The sequence below is a fragment of the Parasphingorhabdus sp. genome (assembly GCF_039968395.1).
In the GTDB taxonomy this organism is placed as follows: Bacteria; Pseudomonadota; Alphaproteobacteria; order Sphingomonadales; family Sphingomonadaceae; genus Parasphingorhabdus.
Genome location: NZ_JBDVPV010000004.1, coordinates 128,062 through 150,680, shown reverse-complemented (window position 1 = coordinate 150,680; position 22,619 = coordinate 128,062). Strand labels below are relative to the sequence as shown.

At 54.1% G+C, this 22,619-nt stretch carries 11 protein-coding genes; 2 read left to right on the top strand and 9 right to left on the bottom strand.

Annotated elements, in window-relative coordinates:
- Positions 1–42 precede the first annotated feature (42 nt).
- From ABJI30_RS09960 to ABJI30_RS09925, 8 genes are all read right to left on the bottom strand, one after another.
- Positions 43–8,256 carry a hypothetical protein gene (locus ABJI30_RS09960; RefSeq protein ID WP_348033106.1) on the bottom strand — a complete coding sequence of 2,738 codons (8,214 nt, stop codon included), beginning with the start codon at positions 8,254–8,256 and terminating at the stop codon, positions 43–45.
- 51 nt (positions 8,257–8,307) lie between these two features.
- Positions 8,308–10,098: a ShlB/FhaC/HecB family hemolysin secretion/activation protein gene (locus tag ABJI30_RS09955; RefSeq protein WP_348018039.1), complete on the bottom strand. Its 1,791-nt coding sequence runs from the start codon at positions 10,096–10,098 to the stop codon at positions 8,308–8,310.
- Between the two features lie 104 nt (positions 10,099–10,202).
- Entirely contained in the window at positions 10,203–10,943 is a 741-nt protein-coding gene (locus ABJI30_RS09950) for a hypothetical protein (protein WP_348018038.1), read from the bottom strand.
- 52 nt (positions 10,944–10,995) lie between these two features.
- Positions 10,996–13,068: an adenylate/guanylate cyclase domain-containing protein gene (locus ABJI30_RS09945; protein ID WP_348018037.1), complete on the bottom strand. Its 2,073-nt coding sequence runs from the start codon at positions 13,066–13,068 to the stop codon at positions 10,996–10,998.
- A complete protein-coding gene (locus ABJI30_RS09940; RefSeq protein ID WP_348018036.1) occupies positions 13,068–16,190 on the bottom strand; it encodes a CHAT domain-containing protein in 3,123 nt (1,040 codons plus the stop codon). The genes ABJI30_RS09945 and ABJI30_RS09940 overlap by 1 nt, the downstream gene beginning before the upstream one ends.
- Before the next feature lie 221 nt (positions 16,191–16,411).
- Positions 16,412–17,083, bottom strand: coding sequence for a nitroreductase (locus tag ABJI30_RS09935; RefSeq protein WP_348018035.1), 672 nt, complete (start codon positions 17,081–17,083; stop codon positions 16,412–16,414).
- Positions 17,080–18,909: a cobaltochelatase subunit CobT gene (cobT, locus tag ABJI30_RS09930; protein ID WP_348018034.1), complete on the bottom strand. Its 1,830-nt coding sequence runs from the start codon at positions 18,907–18,909 to the stop codon at positions 17,080–17,082. Before cobT ends, ABJI30_RS09935 begins: the two co-directional genes overlap by 4 nt.
- 82 nt (positions 18,910–18,991) lie before the next feature.
- Entirely contained in the window at positions 18,992–20,929 is a 1,938-nt protein-coding gene (locus ABJI30_RS09925) for a transglycosylase domain-containing protein (protein ID WP_348018033.1), read from the bottom strand.
- Positions 20,930–21,254: 325 nt separating this feature from the next.
- Here ABJI30_RS09925 and ABJI30_RS09920 point away from each other — a divergent pair, with 325 nt between their 5' ends.
- Together ABJI30_RS09920 and ABJI30_RS09915 are read left to right on the top strand one after the other, a co-directional pair.
- Positions 21,255–21,497 carry a DUF465 domain-containing protein gene (locus ABJI30_RS09920; RefSeq protein WP_348018032.1) on the top strand — a complete coding sequence of 81 codons (243 nt, stop codon included), beginning with the start codon at positions 21,255–21,257 and terminating at the stop codon, positions 21,495–21,497.
- 37 nt (positions 21,498–21,534) lie between these two features.
- A complete protein-coding gene (locus ABJI30_RS09915) occupies positions 21,535–21,867 on the top strand; it encodes a TraR/DksA family transcriptional regulator (protein ID WP_348018031.1) in 333 nt (110 codons plus the stop codon).
- A 106-nt stretch (positions 21,868–21,973) separates the two neighbouring features.
- On the opposite strand, the gene ABJI30_RS09910 is transcribed toward ABJI30_RS09915, so the two are convergent.
- Positions 21,974–22,510, bottom strand: coding sequence for a PEPxxWA-CTERM sorting domain-containing protein (locus tag ABJI30_RS09910; RefSeq protein WP_348018030.1), 537 nt, complete (start codon positions 22,508–22,510; stop codon positions 21,974–21,976).
- Positions 22,511–22,619: the final 109 nt, after the last annotated feature.

The following is a 22,619-nucleotide window of genomic DNA, read 5'->3' as shown; positions in this document are numbered from 1 at the left end:
CTAGTGGCATCTATCGCAAAACGTCAACCGGTCAATTTAAACTTAAGCTGCAGGTTCAGTGTCTCCCGTCGGTCCGTCTGACGAGCATTCCTCGCCATTTTCACCGGTTTCGCATCCATTTTCCTCTGAACTGCCGTCGCCAACCCACAGATCGTCATTGCCTGCTCCAGTGACTGGTTCGTCAATCAACGGATCTTCAACCGGTTCTTCATTTTCCTTCAACTCAATAAGATTGGATTCAAAGGGATCTGACGTCAGGTTGGATTCCTCAGGTGTAACTTCTTCTTCGATGAGGTCCTGAATAGGGTCATCATCTCCTGAATCATCTGTCGGAGTAGGTGTTGGAGTGGGCGTAGGGGTTGGAGTCGGAGTAGGAGTCGGAGTCGGAGTAGGAGTCGGAGTTGGTGTGGGCGTCGGAACCGGTGCACAGCTGTTGGGATCAGCCAGAATACAGCCATTGACCGTACTTCCAGCTGCAAATCCGTTACCGAGGCTAACCGCAAGAAGTGCATCAACGCCGGTTGCCGTTCCGACCGTGCCATTGACGACAATCGCCGGAGCAGCGCCAGTGGATCCATTGATCTGGACGGATTGGGCTGTAAACCCGCGCCGGTCATCAAAATCCGTACCGCTTGCTGTGTTTTGAATAAATATGCTCGTACCGACATCAAAAACGAGGTCACGTCCCCGGATAAAGCCGTCATTGATACTAACGCCATCATTGTTGCCGAGCCGTTGATCGATCGCCGGAACTCCCAGACCGACAATGTCCAGCATGGCCTGATCGGTCATCGCAAATATATTGTCGGCGCTCATTGTGACCAGTCCCTGATACCCGCCATTCGGATCGACAATCTGAATGATACCGCCGCCAGCATTGATGAAGATGTCCTGGACCGCATCGATGTTTAGTCCCGTGTTGGCATTCGCGTTGGAAACGTTCAGCATACCTGAAACCGTGATCGACTGATCAGCAAGAATATTCAGACTGTTGCTCAGTCCGATATTTGCGGACTGTGGTCCGGATACATTGTCCGCAACAATTACATCCAGATCCAGTATCGTCAGATCGAACCCGCTAAATCCGGTTGGTGCGACTGTGATGGTAATGTCGCCACCGGAATTCACCCGGCCAAATTCGAAATTGTCGAGAGTGAACCCACCGAGGTCGGTCGCTCCGCCCAGCACCATCTGCGTGGTGCCATTGGTTCCAATTTCAATATTGTTAGTAATGTCTGTTTGACCCAGACTGCCTTCCAGATTCATGTTGGCGCTCTCAGTGACGATATCGGCGCCAACTGCTTCACCCCGTATATCGATCAAACCGCCAGCAATAATCGACAAATTATCCGGTCCGAAGGCTTCGCTTGCGAGAAATACGTCGACTGCGGCGTTGATCAAAAGGTCGCCGGTTCCGGTTGGGTCGCCAATGGCGCTGCCGCCCGCAAGGGTGGATCCCAGGCTGATCGAGCCGCCGGTAGATGTGACGATAATATCAGCCGAAGCATCGGTAGCATCCATCGTGAGATCACCGGCTGTCGTGATATCGACACTGCCAGCCGTTGCTGACGTGTCAGTGAATTGAAGGCTTCCCGAGGATCCGATGACTATATCGGTACCAATTGCAGATACCACGCCACCGGCATTCAAGTCGCCAATGTCAATCAGACCATCGGCAAAGAGATTGACGTCGGTGCCAGCCGAAGCCGTGCCGACATCAATACCCTGAGCACCGCTGGCTCCGATATCAATGGTAGATCCTGATGTCAGCGTGTTTGCGGTGACAATAAAACCATCGATGAGGATGTCATCACCGTCCGCATTGTCGATGAATATATCGTCGCCAAACACGCCGATTGAACCGCCCTGCGCATCATCGATCGTGACGCTGCCCCCCCGGATGTCGATAGAGCTACCTGACACGCCGCCAATATCAACAAATGAGGTGCCTGAGATGGAAACATTGGCTCCATTAACACCGCCCAGGGTTACAAAGTTGCCGTCAACGTCGACTGTGCTGCCAGATACGTCATTTATATCGACCGCTGTTTGAGCGGATATGAGTACATCACCACCATCGGCAGTATCGCCTGTAATATTCATCGCGCCCATCGACAATGTGCCACCGGCCGTGACAGACCCGAAATCAATGTCGTTCACAGCTAGTGCAGCAAAGTCCGCATTCGCTGCAATATTACCTAGTGAGATGTCGCCCCCATTCAGGTCGATATTTTCGGCTGTAGATGAGGAATCAATGGATATCGTTCCCGGTGCCACCAGAATGATATCAGTTCCCGGAACAGTGATGCTGCCAAACAGGAAGTCGCCTCCAGCATTATAATTGACGTCACCAACGCCAACGGAAAGCGCCCCCACGCTCATGCTTCCGGGTACCGTGTAAAACCCTTCCGGCGCACCGCCGCGATTGCCAACCGTGGTCAATTCGCTACCTGTGTCAATAGAAGCAGCCGAGATGCTGCCGCCCACGGTTATACCAATATCATTATCGCTCGAAAGGGCGCCGGTTCCCAGCAGACTCCCTGCAGCGTCAATGCCCAATAGCGTGCTCGAAAGCTGGGCATCCATGAGGTTGATGTCGCCTTCCGTGCTGTTCACGAAAACTTCGTCGGAGGCGATAAACCTGGATGGAATGCCATCGGTACCCATCACAATATCGCGCCGGGTGCTGATCAGAATCCGGTTGGCCACAATATCGCCGTTTTCCACAATGGCTTGAATTGGCAAGCCTTCTTGACCAATCGAAATGATATTGTCCGCAGTCAGAAGCCCGAGGCAGAGATTTCCTTCGAGACACAGAGTGCTTAGCAAACCGGCGTCATCTGACTGTCCAAACATCATGATGTCAGCATTGGAAGGCGCGTCATTGATATCGCCCCTTACTGAACTCGCAGTAACCGTGCCGCCAAGCCCGTCTATGGCATTTGCAGACATGACTACCGCGCTGTCATTTGCTCCGATATCACCTGCAGCAATGATAGAAGAGATCGGTGTCAGGCGCGGTCCGGTGAGAACGCCTTCAAGCGTTCCGGCCTGCAAAAACAGATTCGAATCGTCAATGAACGGATCCGCGGGATTGGGGGCGATCGTCGGATTGACGCCCGAAAACAGGCTTGATCCACTTTCTATGATGATATCGTCACCGGTCTGTACGAGCAGCTGATTGTTTGCCGCAACATCCGCACCGGTCCGAACGAAGACGTTTCCTCCAGCGCGCGCGCGGATATTGTCAAAAGACGTGATCTGACCGGTCAGGCTTGCGTGAAATGCGGGATCAAATTGCTCTATTCCGTTACCGTCAAAACTTTGCCCGGCATCAACGAAGATTCCGGTGGCGTTCAGCATTCCGCTGATCGGGCCAGTGGTTTCCGCATTTCTGAGAAGTGCATCCTGACCGGCCGAAAGATAGATGAGCTCAATTGCCCTCAAGTCACTGGCCGAAACATTGCCTTCTGCCCGGATGTCAATCACTGATCCGGCCCGGATGATCGATCCATTCATGGCATCGAAATCGCCTTGGGCCAAAGCTTGGACAGATCCGGTCACATCAAGGGAAATTGTCGGGCCGGTATTGTTGGTGTGGCTAAACAAAATATCCTGACCACTTGTCAGGCTTGCCCGGCCGCCAACCGTCATCTGTCCGGGTCCGTCAAACGCATATTCGATATTGTCCGCAACGTTGACGATCAAATCTCCGGAAACCGAAATCGCACCGCTGTTACCGGTGACGAAAAAGCCACCCGCTCCCCCAGTTGATGTGGTTAACGCTTCCGCGGTCAAAGAGCTGAAACTAATCAAACCGGCTGGATCTACAGACGTATCCGTAACTTCAATCCGGCCACCACCGCCGGTTCCGATGGTTGTTCCCGTACCACCCAGGCCGTTGGCCTGAATGAATGTGTCATTCAGGGTTATGATCCCGGGACTGCCTTCCTGAACTTCCACAATCGGATTGCCGCCGAAGCCATCTCCACCATTGCCATCAGTACCGATCTGCATCGCGAAATCGCCGCCGCCAATACCGCCATTGCCTCCGGTACCGTTCCCGAAGAGGTTGATATCGAGAGCATTGATCGTGCCGCCTTGAGCTAGCAAAGTGGGAGCGCCCCCGACCCCGATGCCTCCATCGCCGCCATCTCCTGCAAAACCGCCGTTGAACATATCGACATTGCCGCCATCACCGCCGCTGCCACCAAAACCGCTACTTGAGAAATCAAACGCGGTTGGCCCGGGAGAAGGTGTTGGGGTGGGGGTGATGTCAATAACGCCGCCGGTTCGCGCGACGATCTCGGAACTTCCGCCTGCACCTTCGCCGCCTTCACCGCCATCACCGGCCATGCCGCCCATGAAATTGAAACCGCCATCGGCACCGCTGCCGCCCGTTGCATCGCTGTTGATGATGAAGCTTTCGTCAATCGGTACGAAGCCATTATCGCCGGAGACCTCGATACGCGCTGTTCCTCCCAGCGCGTCACCACCACTACCACCGTTGCTATTCGACAATCCGTCCGCGAATCCGCCAACACCGCCAGTTGCATTCGCGCGAATCTCGGGCGAGCTCAGCGCGACATTGACATTATTGATATTCAACGCCGCTTCGCCACCTTCGGCATCTCCGCCTCTGCCGCCATTCAAGCCTGCACCGCCGTCTCCCCCAATTCCATTCGCAAATACGCGATAGACTGGATTGCTGAGATCTTCCTGATTGAGATTGATCGTTGCCGTGCCGCCAACGCCCAGTCCACCGTCACCGCCATCGGCTGTGGCCTCGCCGGTTGTCTGCCCGCGGTTTTCACCGCCATCACCACCCACGCCGTCAGACTGGACGGTCAGGTCATTGAAACTGATAAAGCCCGTGGCATTGTTGAAAACTGCACTGCCACCCATTGCATCGCCGCCCACTCCGCCGTTCTGGGAAGGAATATTGGGATCGAAGCTATCCCCTCGTCCGGCATCGCCGCCAAAGGCGGTCGTGGATACGACCACGGCTGCGGCGTTAATGACGGAGGTTCCATCCAGATTGAAAATCGCGTTACCACCGGTCGAAGCACCGCCATCACCGGCGTTGACTCCGTCCCCCAGGCCACCCCGTCCACCACCAAATTCACTGTTTCCTGTTGCTTCCACGGTGAGTAGTGTGTTGATCGTCAGTACGCCGGAATTCGCGTTGAATATGGCAGTGCCGCCAAAAGCTTCGCCTCCATTGCCTGAGTCGGATCCTTCTTCTTCATCACCGCGTCCGCCAAGACCGCCAAAGCCGTTCGCACTTACATCCAGCTCATTGATGTTTGCATTGCCGCCGTTGAGGTTGAAGGTCACCGTTCCGCCGAGTCCGGAACCACCGTCTCCGACGTCATTGAATTCACCACCGTCGCCGCCGGGCCCTCCTTCACCCTCAGCTCCGAAATTCAGGCGATCACCGGTGAGTAGACCACCGTTCAAATCGATGACAACGGAACCACCCACACCATCACCGCCCAGTCCGCTGGGTGCTATGCCGCCACCTTCGCTGTCGAACTCAATCGACCCGTCAGCATCTGCAAATACGTCGTTGAACATCATGGAGGCGCCCTGGCCATCAAGCGCAAACCGGATCGAGCCGCCAAACCCGCTACCGCGATTGTCGCGATCGGATTCGGGATTGGAATTGCCGCGTCCATTGGCATCGGCAAAAAGCGAGGATGTCAGCGCTATCGATCCATTGTTCGCACTCAGCAGGATATTGCCGCCTGAGGCCGTACCACCATCTGAACTGTCCCCGGAAAAGGCGTTCACGCTAACATCCAGCGATTGGCCAGTGAAGCTACCACCATTTTGAACCAGGATATTGATATCACCGGCCTGACGATTGGCACCCGTCCCGATGGCTCCGTTGCCAAACGACGCAAATGTCGACGATTCCAGCGACATTCTTCTGAAGCTGAAGTCCGAATCATCTACGGTAATGTTGATATTCGCGGGCAAGTTGGGAGCAGACGGATTGCCTGCAAAAGTGGAAGCCGAAATGAACGCCGAGCTTCCGACGTTGAACGAAGCGCCGTTTTGAAACACAAAATCAAGCGATCCTTGGGACCCGGCAGGCGAAAAACCTTCTGTTCCGGAATCTACGAAAAATCCGCCGGTGGCAGTAACTGCCGCGCCGTCAACGAGAAGATTAACTGAGCCGCCGTTCGCCAATCCATAGATTTCTTCGCCGTCGGCATCCAAATATTGTCTGGATTCCGCGTCATTGGACACATCCAGTCTTCCCAGTGAATGGGTGCCGCCCGTGAATGAGATATCGATGTTTCCGGCGGTAGCGTCGTTACTCACCATGTCGAAGCCGTTCGCTCTCTCCGCATCCGCTTCCGCATTCAGCCCGAGCAAGCTGGTGGTCGTAAATGTGCCCGCCTGCACGTCGAAACTGATATCACCTGCTACGCCGCTGTTTCCATTTGCGGGATTAATCTGGGCTGGTCGGTTTATTGACCGTCCCACCGTAGTGTCGATTTCAAGTTGGCGACCGCTGAAGCGGCTTGTGCCGCCGGTCATGGTGAAGCTGACATCTCCAGCTTGTGCAAAACCCGCAAAAGTAGGGTTTTCACTGGCCACCGCGCTGGCATCCAACAACGTATCGCCTGTCACATCGATGTTGCCGTTGTCAGAAATACTGACAGTAATCGAACCGGCCGTTACATCTGCCGGAATCGTATTGGGTGTCAGATCCTGAACACCAAGGGCGCTTACGTCTGCAGTGAAATTGCCCCCAATCTCGATTTCGCCAATACCATCCGGTTCATTGGGATCATCTTGTGCGACAATGTTAATGAACCCGCCCATTTCATTGGTTCCCGAGCGGGCGCTGAGGTCTCCCTCAACCCGCAAAGCACCTCCGGCAGCACCTCCAATTTCGATCTGGCCGCCTGCGGTCAAAGTCAGATTATAGTCTGCGAAGGCACCTCCGTTACCGACATTCAGGGCCGTTGGCCCGTCGATCAGAGCGTCGATGGAACCGGTGGTATTAACCGTCATGTCTGCACCAATATCGCCTTCAGTAAAGGTGATATTGCCCGCGATTCCATTTACAGGATCAGTGTCGACTACAATTTGTGCAGACTGTTCGCTGCCGCCAACAGAAACATTATATCCGGCGCTCAAAATTACTTCACCGTTGACAACGCCCGCGGTGGTTGCAGCTTCGTAACCAATCTGACCACCGACCAGCATCGTGATCGCCGTATTTTTCGGTACAGCAACCATATAGATGGCCTGTGCATCGCGGTTGGCTTCGTTAGTGCCCATGGTCATCGGATCATCCGCTATCGGCATAGATGAAGCGCCAGAGGTTATACCTGTATCTGTGTGTTCAACGCCCGTGCTGTGGCCGGTTCCAACCGTAATTGCGATATCGAACAGACCATTGTTGATGGTTAAATCAGCCTGCTCGGCTCCGACATAAGCAACGGAGCCATCGACATCTATATTGCCGCCCTGGACGACATGGGGTGCCACAAGTGCGAGATAACTACCATTTGTATTGGCATTGATATCGGCATTTTCCTGGATGGTTACCGCCGAAAGACTGCCATCCGTTCCGCGAAACCGGACCTCACCTGATGGTCCGAAAAGTCCGCCGGTTATGTCAATATCATTGCTGGTCAGGATCAGACTTCCGACATCGAAAGTCCCGGTTCCGCTGACAAGAATACCGCCGGGACTGGAAAACCAGAGGTCTCCCCCAATTGGCCCGCCAATATTTCCCAATCGGCTCTCAACATCTCCGCTAATTGCGACTTCTCGAAATGCACCGGATGCAGCCGCAGTTGGCAATATCCGATTCAGAACGGTAAAGCCATTGCTGGGACCGACAAAGGAAACGCTGGTGTTATCCGCCAGCAGATTGATCAAACTGCTGGTAGTATCCAGTGTTGCGGTGTCCAAAGTGGACCAGTTGATCACTGTTTGAGCCTGATCGATTGTTACGGTATCCGCGTTGCTTGATATGGCATGTAGACCGGTTCCAAGAGCAAAATCGGCGGAAGCCTGGAAAGATCGATTGGGCGAGGCGATGGGAGCGATTGTCTGTGCGAGAGCCGCTTGGGGATTGGCTGCGATCAGACATGCAGCCGCAGTCACGGAACTTCCGGCCATAAGCTTGAGCTTTCGCAAGGCGCGAAACGTTCTGGCTTTACCTGAACTATCCAGGTTTCGACGCGAAATCATTTCTTGCGCTGAACGGTTACTTTGGTTCTGTTTCATCTTGCTGCCTCTACTAAATACTGTCGCATGATCTCTCGTTTCTGGCTTTTTCTAGCGCGACCAGGGGGCGAGTTGTACGGTCAGCGAAATCAATGCACGAAAGTCGTCACGCCGGGTCTGAAACGGCCCGCGTTTAAGCGGCACAACTGCCGCGACTTCCAGGCTCGCCTGACGTCCGATAGTGGCTCTGATTCCGCCACCAGCAGAGTATATTTTCTGCGGATCGCCGGGTAAATTCCTGTTCCAGACTGCCATTGCATCAAAAAACACATATGGCTGCCAGGCTATGCCGTCCGGTGAAGGTGGTACGAGCGAACCATAGCTAAGCTCGGTCTGCAGGCCGTAACCGCTATCACCGATTATGGTGCCGGGGTCAAAACCGCGACCGGTTGTGTAGTTGCCTCCGGAGATTTCCTCATAGGAAAACAGCGCATCTGACGAAACCTGAAACCGCGGTTTCAGCGTAAAGGCGATGAGCGGTGTGGGGCGATAATCCAGCTTGGCCTGACCTCTGAGAACGAAGGCTTTCGGATTACCGTCGATACGATTTGGTAAAACCGTTTGACCTATGCAGCGAACGAAACCGGGTCCACACCCATCACTGGCTCCGAAAACTCCCAGTCCTTGACGGACTTCCAGCGAACCTACCATTCCCCATTTGGGTTCAAATGCAGAATATCCGCCGCGTCCTGAAATGCTGCCGGGTTCTACCGCATTAAAGTCCATTCGGGCATAAGCGATGCTGAGCCGGTCTTCATTGGTGCGTGTGCCCAGTTGATCCGTCTGCTGGTCGACATGTTCAAACCCGACAGTGCCGAAAACGTTGTAGGCCTGCTTGCGAATGAACGGATAGGTCGCATAGATGTTGGCAACCAGTGTTTCCGATCGAATATCGAAGTTGCCCGGCAATTCAGGCCGGGTCCAGGCATAGGTCAGGTCTCCTCCAATTTTCAGGCCTTCACCGCCCAGTCGAAACTCGTGACCGATTTGCACGACTTGCTGTTCTTTAAAATCGGCAGTTGAAAAGACACTGATCGCCGTTTCATCGCCAAGGCCGGTCAGGCCATTGAAACGTGCCCGAACAAGCCCGCCAAACCGGCCCACTTCTTTTGAACCGAAATTCTGAACATTGGCATCCACATATATCGGGGTTCGCACGACGTTGAATTCACCGACCACATCACCCGGGCTGCCTCCGACCTCCGCTGACACGGGGCGGAGCGAAAGCCGAACATCAAGGCCCGGAATATCCCGAGCAAGGAGCAGATAGCGTTCAGCGACTTCGATGTTGAACACAGGCTCCTGTGTGAGCTGTTCGATATATTGCTGGAGCAGTTTTTCAGAAGGCCCCGCATCTCCGCGAACCTGAACAGCGGTCATCCGGGCGAGCAGTACGTCAAATTTGACCGTACCAGAAGCGATGGTCTGGGGTGGAACTTGTACGGCTGCAAGATAGCCAGCACTCCGCAAAATAGTGGCGGCACGATCACGAATATCGCAAACCGCTGCTACGGGTACTTCCTGACCGACATAATTGCTGAAAGAGGATTGTAGCAACTCGGGATCAATCGTGCCCAAACCGCTGAAGTCGACGGCTTGCAATGAAAATTTCACGTCCGCAAATTCGGGATTGGCGAGGGGACAGGATGATCGTTCCACCTCCCCGTCAATGGTGATCGCCTGCGCCTGACTGGCCTCGGCCTGATCACGTAAACTGCGCTGAATCTCTTCTCGAGTAGGCGCAGCATTCGAAGCTTGTGCCCAGGCAGGACTGCTGGCTGTCATCATTGCGACCGTAGAAGCTGCAATGGCCCATTTGGTGGTTCCGCGCTTTTGCGACATTATTATCCCCGTATTATGCAATATTCCCAGCGCGACCCAGATCGAAATATTGTTGTTTTTAGCGTTGCCAGCGGGCCCTCATTCCCGTCAGCAACGCTGATAATTCATGATCCCTGCTCAGGTCCGCTTGCTGACCTGTCTTCCAGTGTCTCGACCAGCAGATCCAGTTGGCTCTGACAATCATTCTCGATCAAGGCGATCGCCGCCTCATCCAGATTGGCCGGCGCGGCACTGAGCATGACGAAATTGACTTCGACAGCTTGCGGTACGTTGGATCCAATCAGCTGATACCGTGCACCGTTGCTCAATGGTGCTTCGGTACTGGGCCATTTTTTCAATGGATTGCCTTCGCGCCAGGCAACTTCCGTCACATTCCCGGCAGTGGGTTCAACGATACTGGCCGTTGCCGAGCCCGTATAGTCAGGGCGCCACAACACCAATGTGGCCGGATTGGCTACACAAAATTTGCCGCCCTTTGTCACGTCGAGAAACCAGAGATTTGGATTCTTGGGTGTGACAGTGGCCGTTTCGACACCAGCGCTCCGTACGGCCCCGGTGCGAGCCCTGCTGCTGCCGCGGTTGGTTATGAAGCGCTCCAGACGGGCTGTTGTTGTTGAATTGGAGCTTGCGGTCCGATTGAGCGAAAAGGTTCCCGGGCCTCTGAGCACCCGAGTGCCGGACCTGGTCAATACGGTGACGCTATCCAGATTTTTCAAAGTGATTTTGGTTGTTCCCGACAACTTGGTTCCCGCTGGGTAACTGCCTGCAGATGGTCCGGTCGAGCGCACCACCATATTCTGTGCAATGGCAGTGCCGCACAATCCCGCAGCAAGGGCAACGCCCAATGCCGTTTTTCCAAGAAAGTTTGATATAGAGGTTGAATGTTCCGTTGATTTCTTAGCCAAGAGCATAGCTTTCTCCATGTTTTGTTTTTTCAAGTCTTTTGAGCAAATTGGCCAGCCCAAGGTCTTCGCCAGATTGCTTGATTATCGCACTCAGTGCTTGAACTGCACTGTTATCACCTTTTTGATGCGCCGCTATGACCGCCGTCACTGCCGCACGATCTTTTTCAGCCCAGTCTGGAACCGGTTCGAAAACATCCACCGGTGTGGATCTGCCGCGTAGTGTGATCTTGCCCATCGGTCGATACCAGTCGAGGCCGGTTCTTTCCATTGCTTCGCGGCTGATCAGGACTTTCGTTTCCAGAGTTTTGTTGGCAGCTTCCAGTCTCGCCGCAGTATTCATCGCATCGCCAAGAGCCGTATATTGAATTCTGCCTTCACCGCCGAAATTGCCGACAATGGCATCGCCATAGTGCATGCCCACCCGGGTTCGGCCAATTGGTGGGACGCCTTCTGGAACATTTTTGCGAAACTCTTCGCCTGCTTGATAAAGTGCATAAGCCGCCTTGGCAGCGCGCTCGCCGTCATCGGCATAGGCAATCGGAGCCCCCCAGAATGAAACCAGCGCATCACCAACAAATTTGTCGATCGTCCCGCCATATTCCAGCGCGACGTCGCTGAGCCGGTCGAGATAGTCGTTGAGCAAGGTTGCTACCATTTCCGGCTCGATGGCATGACTCAACTTCGTAAATCCTTCGAGATCTGTGAAGACTGCAAAAATCTGGCGCTTTTCTCCATGGAGAGCGAGTTTTTCAGGATCTCTCAGGATTTCTCCGGCGATCGACTTGGGAAGATATTTGCCCAACGCATTTTGCGCAAAACTGCGTTGCTTGGAGTTTAGGGTTCTGGCGGCTGAACCAACCGATGCATAGCCAAGCAACCACCCAAGGCCCCAGCCAAACGCCGGCAGGGTCAATGTATCTATACCGATATTCTGAAGCACGAACGGAAAGATAACGAAGAACAGGAATTGACCGATCAGGATGGCAGCGACTTTCCATGCCCGTCCGACAATGGCTGCGGACAGCCCGCCACAAGCTGCAACGATAAACGCAGCAACCCAAAGCGCCCAGGTTGGAATTTCCGCCGGCAGGTCATCATTGAGCAGCTGGGCAAGCATATGGGCGTGCACCTCGAGCCCGATCATCTTGCCATCTGCTGTCATCGTACTTTCTGCATTTTGACCGGCGGCGATCGAACTGATCGGTGTTTCAAATCGGTCGCGATCAATAAAGTCGCCACCAATCAGAACATATTTGTCCTTGATGAAGGATGCGAGCATGTCGGCCGTTGCCGGATCCGCAAAACTCTCGATAGGAAACTTGTCAAACACCGGAATTTCATCACTCACCGCCGCAAAATAGCGAATGGCGCCATTATAACTGGCAAAAGCGGGGTTAGGGCCGGTCATCGCGATGGAGAGAAACGGCGGAGATCCATCCGGCGGACTGTTCCAGCGTCGCTGCACCCCGTCACCGTCGGTATCCAGTCTAATCGTCGTAGGCTGGACCTTGCTGTCCTTGAATTCCGTCAGATAATCATCGAGAAACTGTTGCTGGGCAAAGGTGATTTCGGGATTGGTCTCGGCCGACGCATAAGCGAGATAGGTTGGTGTTTGCATCGATCTGAATGTGTCGATCAACAACGTATCATCGTCTTGCGGCATATCGAAGAGAATATCGATCCCGATTGATTTTGCGCCAGCAGCGTCAATTGTTTCGAGCGATTGGGCCAGTATCGTGCGATCAACCGGCGAGCGCTGACCGGTCAAGCGCAACGTCTCTTCATTGTAAACGATCATCACAATGCGATCGTCTTTCTCAACAACTGGCGCGAATACAGAGGCTCTCAAATCATAAAGTGCGCGCTCGGCATCCTGTATCAGCGGAGTTTTCCAGCTCAGGCCGGCGATCATGATGGCCAGAATGAGGAACAGCAACGTGAAAGCCATGCGGATAGGGCCAAGCTGCGCGAAGATTCGTCGCAAGGACTGCCAAAGGCTTCGCGCTTCGGTCTTCACATCTCGGCGATCATCAGCCGAGCCATTCGAGGCTTGTTGGTTTGCCATTATCTCAATAGCGCCGCCTGGTCAGCAGCATCATTGCCGGATTCATTTTCAGCGCTTTGAGCTCCTGGCAAAAATGGTCTGGCGCCATCACCGATTATTGCAAAGCCGGACCAATAATAAGGATGGGATGTCAGCGGATCGTTCATCAAAACCTGCTGTGACGTCCTTAGTGCCGTTGCGACAGAGCTGCCTTGACCGGTCTCAAACAAGCCGCCAATCAGTCGTTCGGTAGCCTTGAAATCGTCCGGTGCAGGCCAGTGACTGGCGAGCACCGATCGGCTTCCGGCTCCAATGAACGAGCGGACCAATCCGTCGAGAGCGGTGCCGCCGCCGCTGCTGACGCCTGCTTCGCGTGTCGCCGTGATGCTCGCTTTACCGGCGGTATCGCAGGCTGAGAGGATTACAATATCCGCATCCAGTTTCAGTTCGAATATCTCGTCAAATGCAAGCAAGCCGTCGGAGGTTGAGTTACCGAAAGACGTAAGCAACGCTGGTTTCGCGGGGCAAGAGGGATTGGGCGCGGTGACAAGACCGTGGGTTGCGAAATGCAATATCCGGAAATCCGAAATATCGCCTTTGGCGAGGATTTGGTCATCGGAAAATGAATTGCCGGTCAATATCTGCGATTCTGACTGACCGATAATCGACTGCGCCTGCCGTAATTCGGCGTCGGAAATGGGTTTGTTCCATTCACTTAGCGACCACTGACAATTCGCTGCCACACCTTCCGCGCTCAGTCGATCTTCAGCAACTCGCGCGTCTGCGAGGACAGATTCATTTTGACCAAGTCCGAGATACTCCTTTGATGCCCTCGATACGGGCGCCTGACGGGCATCGGTAAATGCACGCGCCGATACTGCGGTACTGACGTCAGTATTGCTTCCCAGCCAGTTTACTTCGGTAAAATTATAGGGATCACCATCAGGCTGTTCCACACGAGCGAGATAGCGGGAGACTGATTGATCATCGGCAACCAGTAAATTGATTGGCAACCGCAGCAACGCGCCATCGGGTTCGAAAATCAGATGCTTGGTCGACGCCAGTTCCGACGAGACTTCGTCAAACAGAAGTTCATAAAGTTCCCGCGCAGCTTCGATATCATATGGGTAGGTGACATACTGACCATTTTCGAGCGTCGATATCGAAGATCGCAGATTGTCGACCTTGAGATCCAGTTCATTCTCATTGAGTTTGACCTGATAGGTCCGTGTTTTTTCTTGATCAGCATAGAACATGAAAATGTCGCTGCCCACGATTGCCATGCGCATATAGGCTTCGTCAGCAGTCATGTTGGCACGTAAGTCGGACAAGCTGATAAAACGGCTGGCGACGGCGCGATATTGCGGAAATTCTGCCAGCGAGACTTGGGTAAGCTGTTGACTGCGTTCCAGTTGTTCGATTTCGGTTGCGAGATCGTTTCGCGCCCGCCGCACGGACGCCGTCTGTTCTACCTTGGCCAGTGAAGAAAAGCGGATACGCAATCTTTCGATGCTTCGGGCAAGATTTGTAGACTGGCGGAAAAGCCGGGCTGCTTCGTCAGTGCCGCCGCTAAGTTCTCTTGCCAGCACCGCATTTGTTTCTGCGACACCCGGGCGAATTAGAATCTGACTGGCCTTGAAAAACTCTTCCCCCGCATTTGCATCCTTGCTCAGCAAGTCGAAATAGGGAGACAGCTGATTGTTCAAGCCGGTCAGGGCATTGCGCTTGCCAAGCGAGCTATCGACAACTTCCAAATAGAGCTGGCGGGCTTCCTGCTCGCGCCCGTTGCGCAAGAGGTAGTAGGCAAGTCGGGCCTTGGCGGCGTTGACGGATTTTGTTTCGGGATATTGAACCGAGAGCAAATCAAGACCATCGCGCAGCAACTGTTCCGCCTGTGCGGAATTGCCATCTGCTTCGGCAATCAGCGCCAGCTCCGACAATACCTGAACCCGAAGACGGGTTATTGAAGTGACCCGGCCGTCGCGAATGGCGATTGCCCGGTTGTAAGCCGTAGTGAGCGAGTTGCGTGCCGCAGCTCGATTGCCGCGGATACGCTGTGCCGTTCCCACAAGCTGCAAAGCCTGAGCGTCAATTATCTCCGACCGTTCCTGGTCGGTCAGTTTGAGGTCATCGGTGAAACCGAGCAGATTGGCGGTCCGGTTGCTGCCATTTATTCTTGTTGAGATCGGAGCTGTAATCTCGAGATTTGCGAGCAGAGCCTTTTCCTGCTCGGCTACTGCATCGACGGGGCGCATGATCAGTTCCACTGCTTCGTTATACCGACCCTGATTCAAAAGGTGCATGCCCTCGAAATTGCGGCGAAGTCGCTGATTGACCGGATCATCCGAGCTGACTGCCAGCGATTGCTTGAACAGTCGTTCCGCTTCTGCAAATTCCCCCAGGTTGGATTTTTGCAATGCCCGGTTGATGAGATATTCTTCGGGATCGATATCATCGCCCTTTTGACCCGCGGTGCGCTGCTGGAGCGTTTCGAAAAAGGCTGCCGCCTCAGCGTAGTCGCCGCTGAGATTTCGGCGATACCCTTCAGCGAGAGCCTGACCAGGTTCGAGAGTCGAGGCCTGGACACGGGCGAATGCAAAAGGGTCTGCGATAGAAGTTAGGGCCACATCGATGCTGCCATCGACGATCTTTTCACTGATAATCGATTTGAGCGCGAGCAAAGTGGCGCTGTCATAAGCTGACAGTCCTTCCGCCACATAGTTTGTTTTGCCATTGCTACCCTGAAATATCGAGTAGGAAACAGGTTCAGTCAACAATTGGCATTGCGTTTGTCGAAAACCCGCATTGCTATTGCTGGATGCATTCTCGTCACAGGAAATGGTCTCCTGCCGATTGGGTTTAATGTTTTCCAGCAGTTGGTCAGGGGCAGAACGCGACGCATAGACATAGCCAACCGGTCTCGCTGAATCCCGGCAAACGACCGCCCAGCTCCGGTCAAACATGCTCTGTTTGGCCTTGTTGCTAAGGCTTCGATCCTGAACCTGGCACAATATACCGCCGCTTTGACCAATCGGAAAGCTGTCGCGCAGAGTTAAAGATGTTCCCTGAGCAAAGGAAATTGACGGGCTTGCAGTCATCGCAAGCGCGACAAAAGGCAAGCATAGGCGGTTAAGACGGATCATATTTCCCCCACAGATTCCAACCCCAGTTCGACAAGAATTGCCAGAACTTGGTTCGTTACGACCCGGAAATGTCCCTCAACTAGTCACATAAGCGACAAATTCGAGTCTGGTATAGTAATTTATCGACTCTCCGCACAACTTGTCGGTGACAATCGTCACTCTATGGGACGTTTTTTGGATTTTCCTGGCAGAAAAGACCGGAACTGCGTCAGTTTTGAAGGTTAAAAACCCCGAAACTCTATTGCATCTCCAATATCCACCCGGGGGACTTGAAAGGTGTTTATCGGCGCTTCCGGATCCCGATGGCCTATGGCCATGCCGCAAAAGAAGATGTGATCGTCATCAATGCCAAGCAATTCGCGCATGAGTTTGCCGTATAATGCCCAGATTTCCTGCGAACAGCTGTCCAGTCCTTCTTCGCGCAGCAAAAGCATCACGGTTTGCAACCACATGCCCATATCCGACCATTGCGGCGGCCCCATATATTTACGTGTAAATGTGAACAACTGAACAGGAGCACCGAAACTGTCCCAGTTCTTTGCCATTTGGGCGATGCGGCCCGCGCCATCTTCGCGTTCGAGTCCCAATGCGTTGAACATCTCCTTGCCAACACCGCGGCGCTGTTCTTCATATCGGCCATCGAGATCTTTGGGATAAATGTCATATTCCATATTCTCGCCCATCGGGGCGGTCGGTACCTTGGCTTTGATGGTATCGGCTATTCTGGTCAACTCGTCACCGGTCACGACAACGGCATTCCAGGGCTGAGTATTTCCGCCGGACGGGGAGCGCTGTGCTGTCTCCAGGATTCTTTTGAGAACGTCCGGGTCAACAGGCTTGTCGAGAAACTGACGTACGGATCGGCGGGAATTTACAGCGTCGGTGACATTCATTTTGCTTCCTCATCAAAAAGACCAGCGAGCTGCTCGACCATTGTACCACCCAGCTGCTCGGCATCCATGATCGTCACCGCGCGTTTATAGTATCGGGTCACGTCATGGCCGATGCCTATGGCCACCAGCTGCACAGGCGACCGGCCTTCAATCCACTCGATGACCTTGCGCAAGTGGTTTTCCAGATATGCGCCGTGATTAACGGACAAGGTGGAATCGTCTACCGGTGCACCGTCGGAAATCACCATCAAAATCCGGCGTTCTTCCGGGCGTGCGATCAGGCGACTATGCGCCCATAGCAGCGCCTCGCCATCAATATTCTCTTTCAGCAGGCCTTCGCGCATCATCAGGCCAAGATTTTTACGCGCCCGGCGCCAGGGTTCGTCTGCCTGTTTGTAAACGATGTGACGCAGATCGTTGAGACGTCCCGGATTGGCAGGGCGATCGGCAGCGAGCCAGCTTTCCCGACACTGTCCACCCTTCCAGGCGCGCGTTGTGAAGCCCAGAATTTCGGTTTTTACGCCGCAGCGCTCCAGCGTTCGCGCCATGATATCGGCGCTGATAGCTGCAATGCTGATCGGACGTCCGCGCATTGATCCGCTGTTGTCGATCAGCAGGGTGACGACAGTGTCGCGAAAATCTGTTTCCCGTTCAATCTTGTAGGACAGACTGTGCGCAGGATTGCTGACCACCCGGGCAAGCCGCGCCGCGTCCAGCATGCCTTCTTCCTGATCGAAATCCCAGCTGCGATTTTGCTGTGCCATCAGACGTCGCTGGAGGCGGTTGGCAAGCTTGGTCACGGCCCCTTGCAAGCTGGTCAGTTGCTGATCGAGAAAAGCGCGTAACCGGGCCAGTTCGTCTTCATCGCACAATTCTGTTGCACTGATGACCTCGTCATATTTTTCGGTCCAGGGCGCATAATCAAAGCCAGGTGGCAAGTCGGACATCGGGCGGTTGGGACGAACCGGCATCATGCCTTCGTCGCCGGCATCGCCCATTTCTTCTTCCGCGCCTTCTTCCAGATCGTCGGCGTTCAATTCGCTTTCGCTGTCCTGAGCGTCATCGTCTGACTGTTCCGAGCGCATGTCCTGCTGACCCTGATCGCCAGTCGCTTCGTCATCTGCGCCGTCATCTTCCTGATCGTCGCTTTCATCTTCATTTTCATCGTCACTATCATCGGCATCCGATGTGTCGTCGTCGCCGCGGATAAGATCGAGATGTTCCAGAAGTTGAGTTGACAGTTTCGCGAAGCTGTCCTGATCATCCAGCGTCAGATTCAGGCCATCGAGATCTGCACCAGCACCTTCTTCGATCCATTCGCGCAGCATATCCAGGCCCTTGACCGTGCCTGCAGGTGGCGCTTCGCCCGTAAGCTTTTCACGAGCGAGCAGGGCTATGGCGGTTGAAATCGGAACTTCATCACGATTTTGCGCGCGGGAGATGGGATCCGATCGCATTCGCATTTCCAGTGCGGCATCGAGATTGCCGTTCACGCCTTTCATGTTGCGTGAGCCAAGCGCATCGGTGCGGACTTGCTCCAGTGCATCAAAGCAAGCGCGAGCTACGGCTTCCTGCGGCGCGTTTTTCCGATGGCTGGCTTCGTCGTGGTAACGCAGCTTTAGTGCAAAGCTGTCCGCAAATCCCCGTGCTTGTGCCACTTGATCCTGCGGCAGATCGCGGGCGGGCATCGGGACCTTGAAATGCTGTCCCGCCTGAGAGGGGGCTTCGGCGGTATATGCCAGTTCAATTTCCGGTTCATGCGCCATCGCGCGCGCAGCACCACCCAGCACATCTTTTAAATCATCAAGTTTGGAACGGTCAGCCATAGAAGGGCCAATCCATAAGCGGAAACGGGGCTGGAATCAAAGCTCTAAATTGAGCGAATTTGTTAGGACTTCAGGACCATTTTTACCGGTCGCTGGCACTGCTGCCCTCTTCGCGCCGCTGCTCAATGGCTACCCGTTCGCCATCAAAGCTCAGATCCACAGGAATTCCGCCAAGCTCTGTCGAAATTGTGACACCTTCGCTTCCGTTGATTCGGATTTCAGAATCGCCAAGATCAATCGGTACATTCTTTAGGTCCTTGATGTCGGGCAAGTCGAGTGGTTGAACGGGGCCGTCGGGGTCGCGTTTGGTTTGAGGCTTCATGGGTTTGGAACGCGCCGCGCCCGCAATTGCCTGGCGCATGAAATCCTTCCAGATTCGGGCCGGAACCGTTCCGCCGTTAATCCCTTTCAGCGGGCTGTTGTCATCATTTCCTACCCAGACTCCCACCACAAGATCGCCGGCATAGCCCACGAAAACAGCATCGCGATTATTCTGACTGGTTCCGGTTTTGCCATAGTTGGGAATTGCCAGTTGCGCGCTTTTGCCTGTTCCGCTGTTTACAGCAGCTCTCAGCATTTCTTCCATCCGCGCATGGGTGCTGTCGCCATATCTGCCCGGCCAGTCAAAAAGCCAGGCTACCAGACCTTCATCTTCTTTTTTGAAGGCATAGGGTTCGACGGGCCAGCTATTGCTGGCCACACCGGCATAGGCCGCTGTGAGTTCCAGCAATGTCATCGTTGATGTCCCCAATGCAAGGCTGGGGTCATCCTCCGCCAGTTTTGACTTGATCCCGAGATTGCGGGCTTCGCGGATCACAGCCTGATCACCAACCTGGCCAAAGAGACGCACCGCCGCCACATTGCTGGATTTGGCAAAAGCCTGTTTTAGCGTGATATCACCTTGATATTTTTCGCCCGCATTTTTGGGCAGATAGCCGCCTTTTGTGATCGGACTGTCATCAACAATGTCGTCCGGTTTCAGTCCTGACCGCAAAGCTGCCAGCCACACAAAAAGCTTGAACGTCGACCCGGGCTGGCGTTTTGCCTGGGTCACCCGGTTGAAGGCCGACTCCTTGTAGTTGCGCCCGCCGATCATTGCGACCACTTCGCCGTCCGGGCGCATCGCGACAAGTGCAACTTGCGCATTGCCAAGACGTGCCCGGCTCACCGCCTTGCGAGCCATGTCCTGGAGCCGTGCATCGAGAGTTGTGGTGAGTGTCAGTTTCTCATAGCTCATATCCGTCAAATCCCGGGCTCGGGGCATCGCCCAGTCGGCGAAATATGTACCGGTTGGCACGGTGTTTCTGTTGCGCACATCGAGAATGGCATCCGGCAGATCGTCGGCTTCGGATTGTTCAAGATATCCTGCAGCTACCATGGCCGACTTCACCAGCTCTGCCCGCTTTTTCGCCAGAGCCGGATTGCGCGTTGGTGCCAGTCGCGAGGGAGCCTGCACCAGACCTGCCAGCATGATCGCCTGCTGGGGTTTCAGATTCTCGGGGGTTCGGTAATAATAGTGCAAAGACGCGGCGCGAAGGCCGTACACATTGTCGCCAAAATAAACGTTGGAAAGATAACGTTCGAGTATTTCGTTCTTGGTCAGCCAGGATTCCAGCCAGAAAGCAATAAGCATTTCCCTTGCCTTGCGTGTCAGGCTGCGTTCCGGTGTAAGAAAGGTGAGTTTTGCAAGTTGCTGGGTGATTGTGCTCCCGCCCTGTTTCATGCCATTTCCGGTGGCATTGCTCCACATCGCGCGCGCCAGTCCGCGCGGATCTACTCCCCAATGTGAATAGAAACGACGATCCTCGATTGCTAGAAATGCGTCGACAACATGATCCGGCAACGCGTCGATTTTGACCGGTTCGTCAACCACTGCCCCATTGCGGGCTATCGGCTGGCCATCGGACGTCAGCAAGGTGATCTGCGGTGGTGCAATGGGCTGCAGGGATTTGGACAGAGGGGCCGTGATCGCCAGCCACGCGATCAGCAGAATCAGGAGAAGCAGGAGTGATGCTGCCACACGGCTAATCCACCACCATCGACCGCGGCGTTTCCGTTCTGGTGCAATCGGTTCGCCGACACCTGGCGGTATTGCGTCGCCATAGGAAGGATAGATTTCCGTTTGGTGCGAGTTGCGCCGAGAGAGCGGCCAGAACCACTTGCGCCGAGAATGTTGTGGGGGGGTGGGGTCGAGCATCTCAACACTGTATTATACTAATAATACGGTGATTGCGAGGATAAAAATATGTCCTTTTGATCTGGCTCAATGTGCCATGCGAAAAACTCATGGAAATTGACGTCATCGATAGGGCCAGCTTGGCTGAGAACAACAAAAGGAACAGTAAATGTCGCACACGCCTCACGAACTCGCCGATGAGTTTCCGCATGCCAGAGAAATTCTGCACCAACTGAAACTGCAGAACGGCCACTTTCAAAATTTGTCAGAACAATATCATGAGACCAACCGCGAAATTCACCGGATCGAAGCTGGCGTGGATGCGGCATCGGACGCGCGATCAGAAGATCTGAAAAAACAGCGGCTGTCTCTGCTGGACCAGATCGGAGATATCATCACTGCTGCAGCTTGAATATTCGAACAGTTCAGAAATGAACCTGGAGGCAAGTATGACGAACATGCAAAAAGAACTATTGGATCCGGTACGCGTCAGTCTGGAACAAAGGCTAACCGAGTTACGCAGTCGGCTGGGGCGCGTCGAGGATGCACTGTCAAGCCCGCACAGCAAGGGATTTGCGGATCAGGCGACGGAACGTGAGCAGGATGAAGCTCTGGCAGGTCAGGAGCAGGTGTTTGAACGCGAGCTCTCCCAGATCACCGCCGCAATTGCGCGGATAGATGACGGAACCTATGGGGAATGCGCCAATTGCGGCGACGAAATCTCCCCGCAACGTCTGGCAGTTCAACCTGAAGCTCCGCTGTGCATGGCCTGTGCCAGTTAGTCAGGTGACAGCTCCAGGCCAGCATGCGGCGGGACAAATCCCCGCGCTGTCAGTTCAAAAAAAAGGCGACCCGCAGGCCGCCTTTTAAATCAATTTTCAAAAGCAATCAGGCGTAGCTGACTTTCACGTTTGCTTTGTTTCGGCGACGCATTGCACTGCCTACGGCACCAAATCCAAAGATCATGAATGCCCAGGTTGCCGGTTCCGGAACCGGAGCTCCAATATTGTCAATTCCGTCTCCGAAAATTACGACAAAATCATCGCCCTCTGAACCAGAGTTATTCGCATTGGCGCGCGCTTCTGCTTCGGTGAAGGAAAAGTTGCCGATCTGGAGCACATATGTGCCGGCAGCGCCTGGCTGGCTGATGAAGGCGTTCAAACCGAAGCCGCTGTCATCATCCGTGGCAAACAGTGTACCGGTCAGGTAATCATCGTTGAAAATGTAGATCTGAGGATCCGATAGCGGCGTGCCGCTGGTCAGGTCTGCATCGACCTGAATGCTCAGATTGCCCGTGCCATCATAGTCAAACTGAAAAGATGCCGTACGGTCGACACCCAGTGATCCGCCGAGAATGGTTGCTGCTTGGGCGGGAACTGCTGTCAGCATGGTCGCTGCAGTTGCTGCCAAAACGAGTTTTTTCATAATACTAAGCCTTTATAACTAAAACTAATTTTACTAAACAGATCTTCCAAAAACAGGCAATGGTCCAGAAGCTGTCCAAACGGAGGTGATTTACAGCTTCTTAACTAGC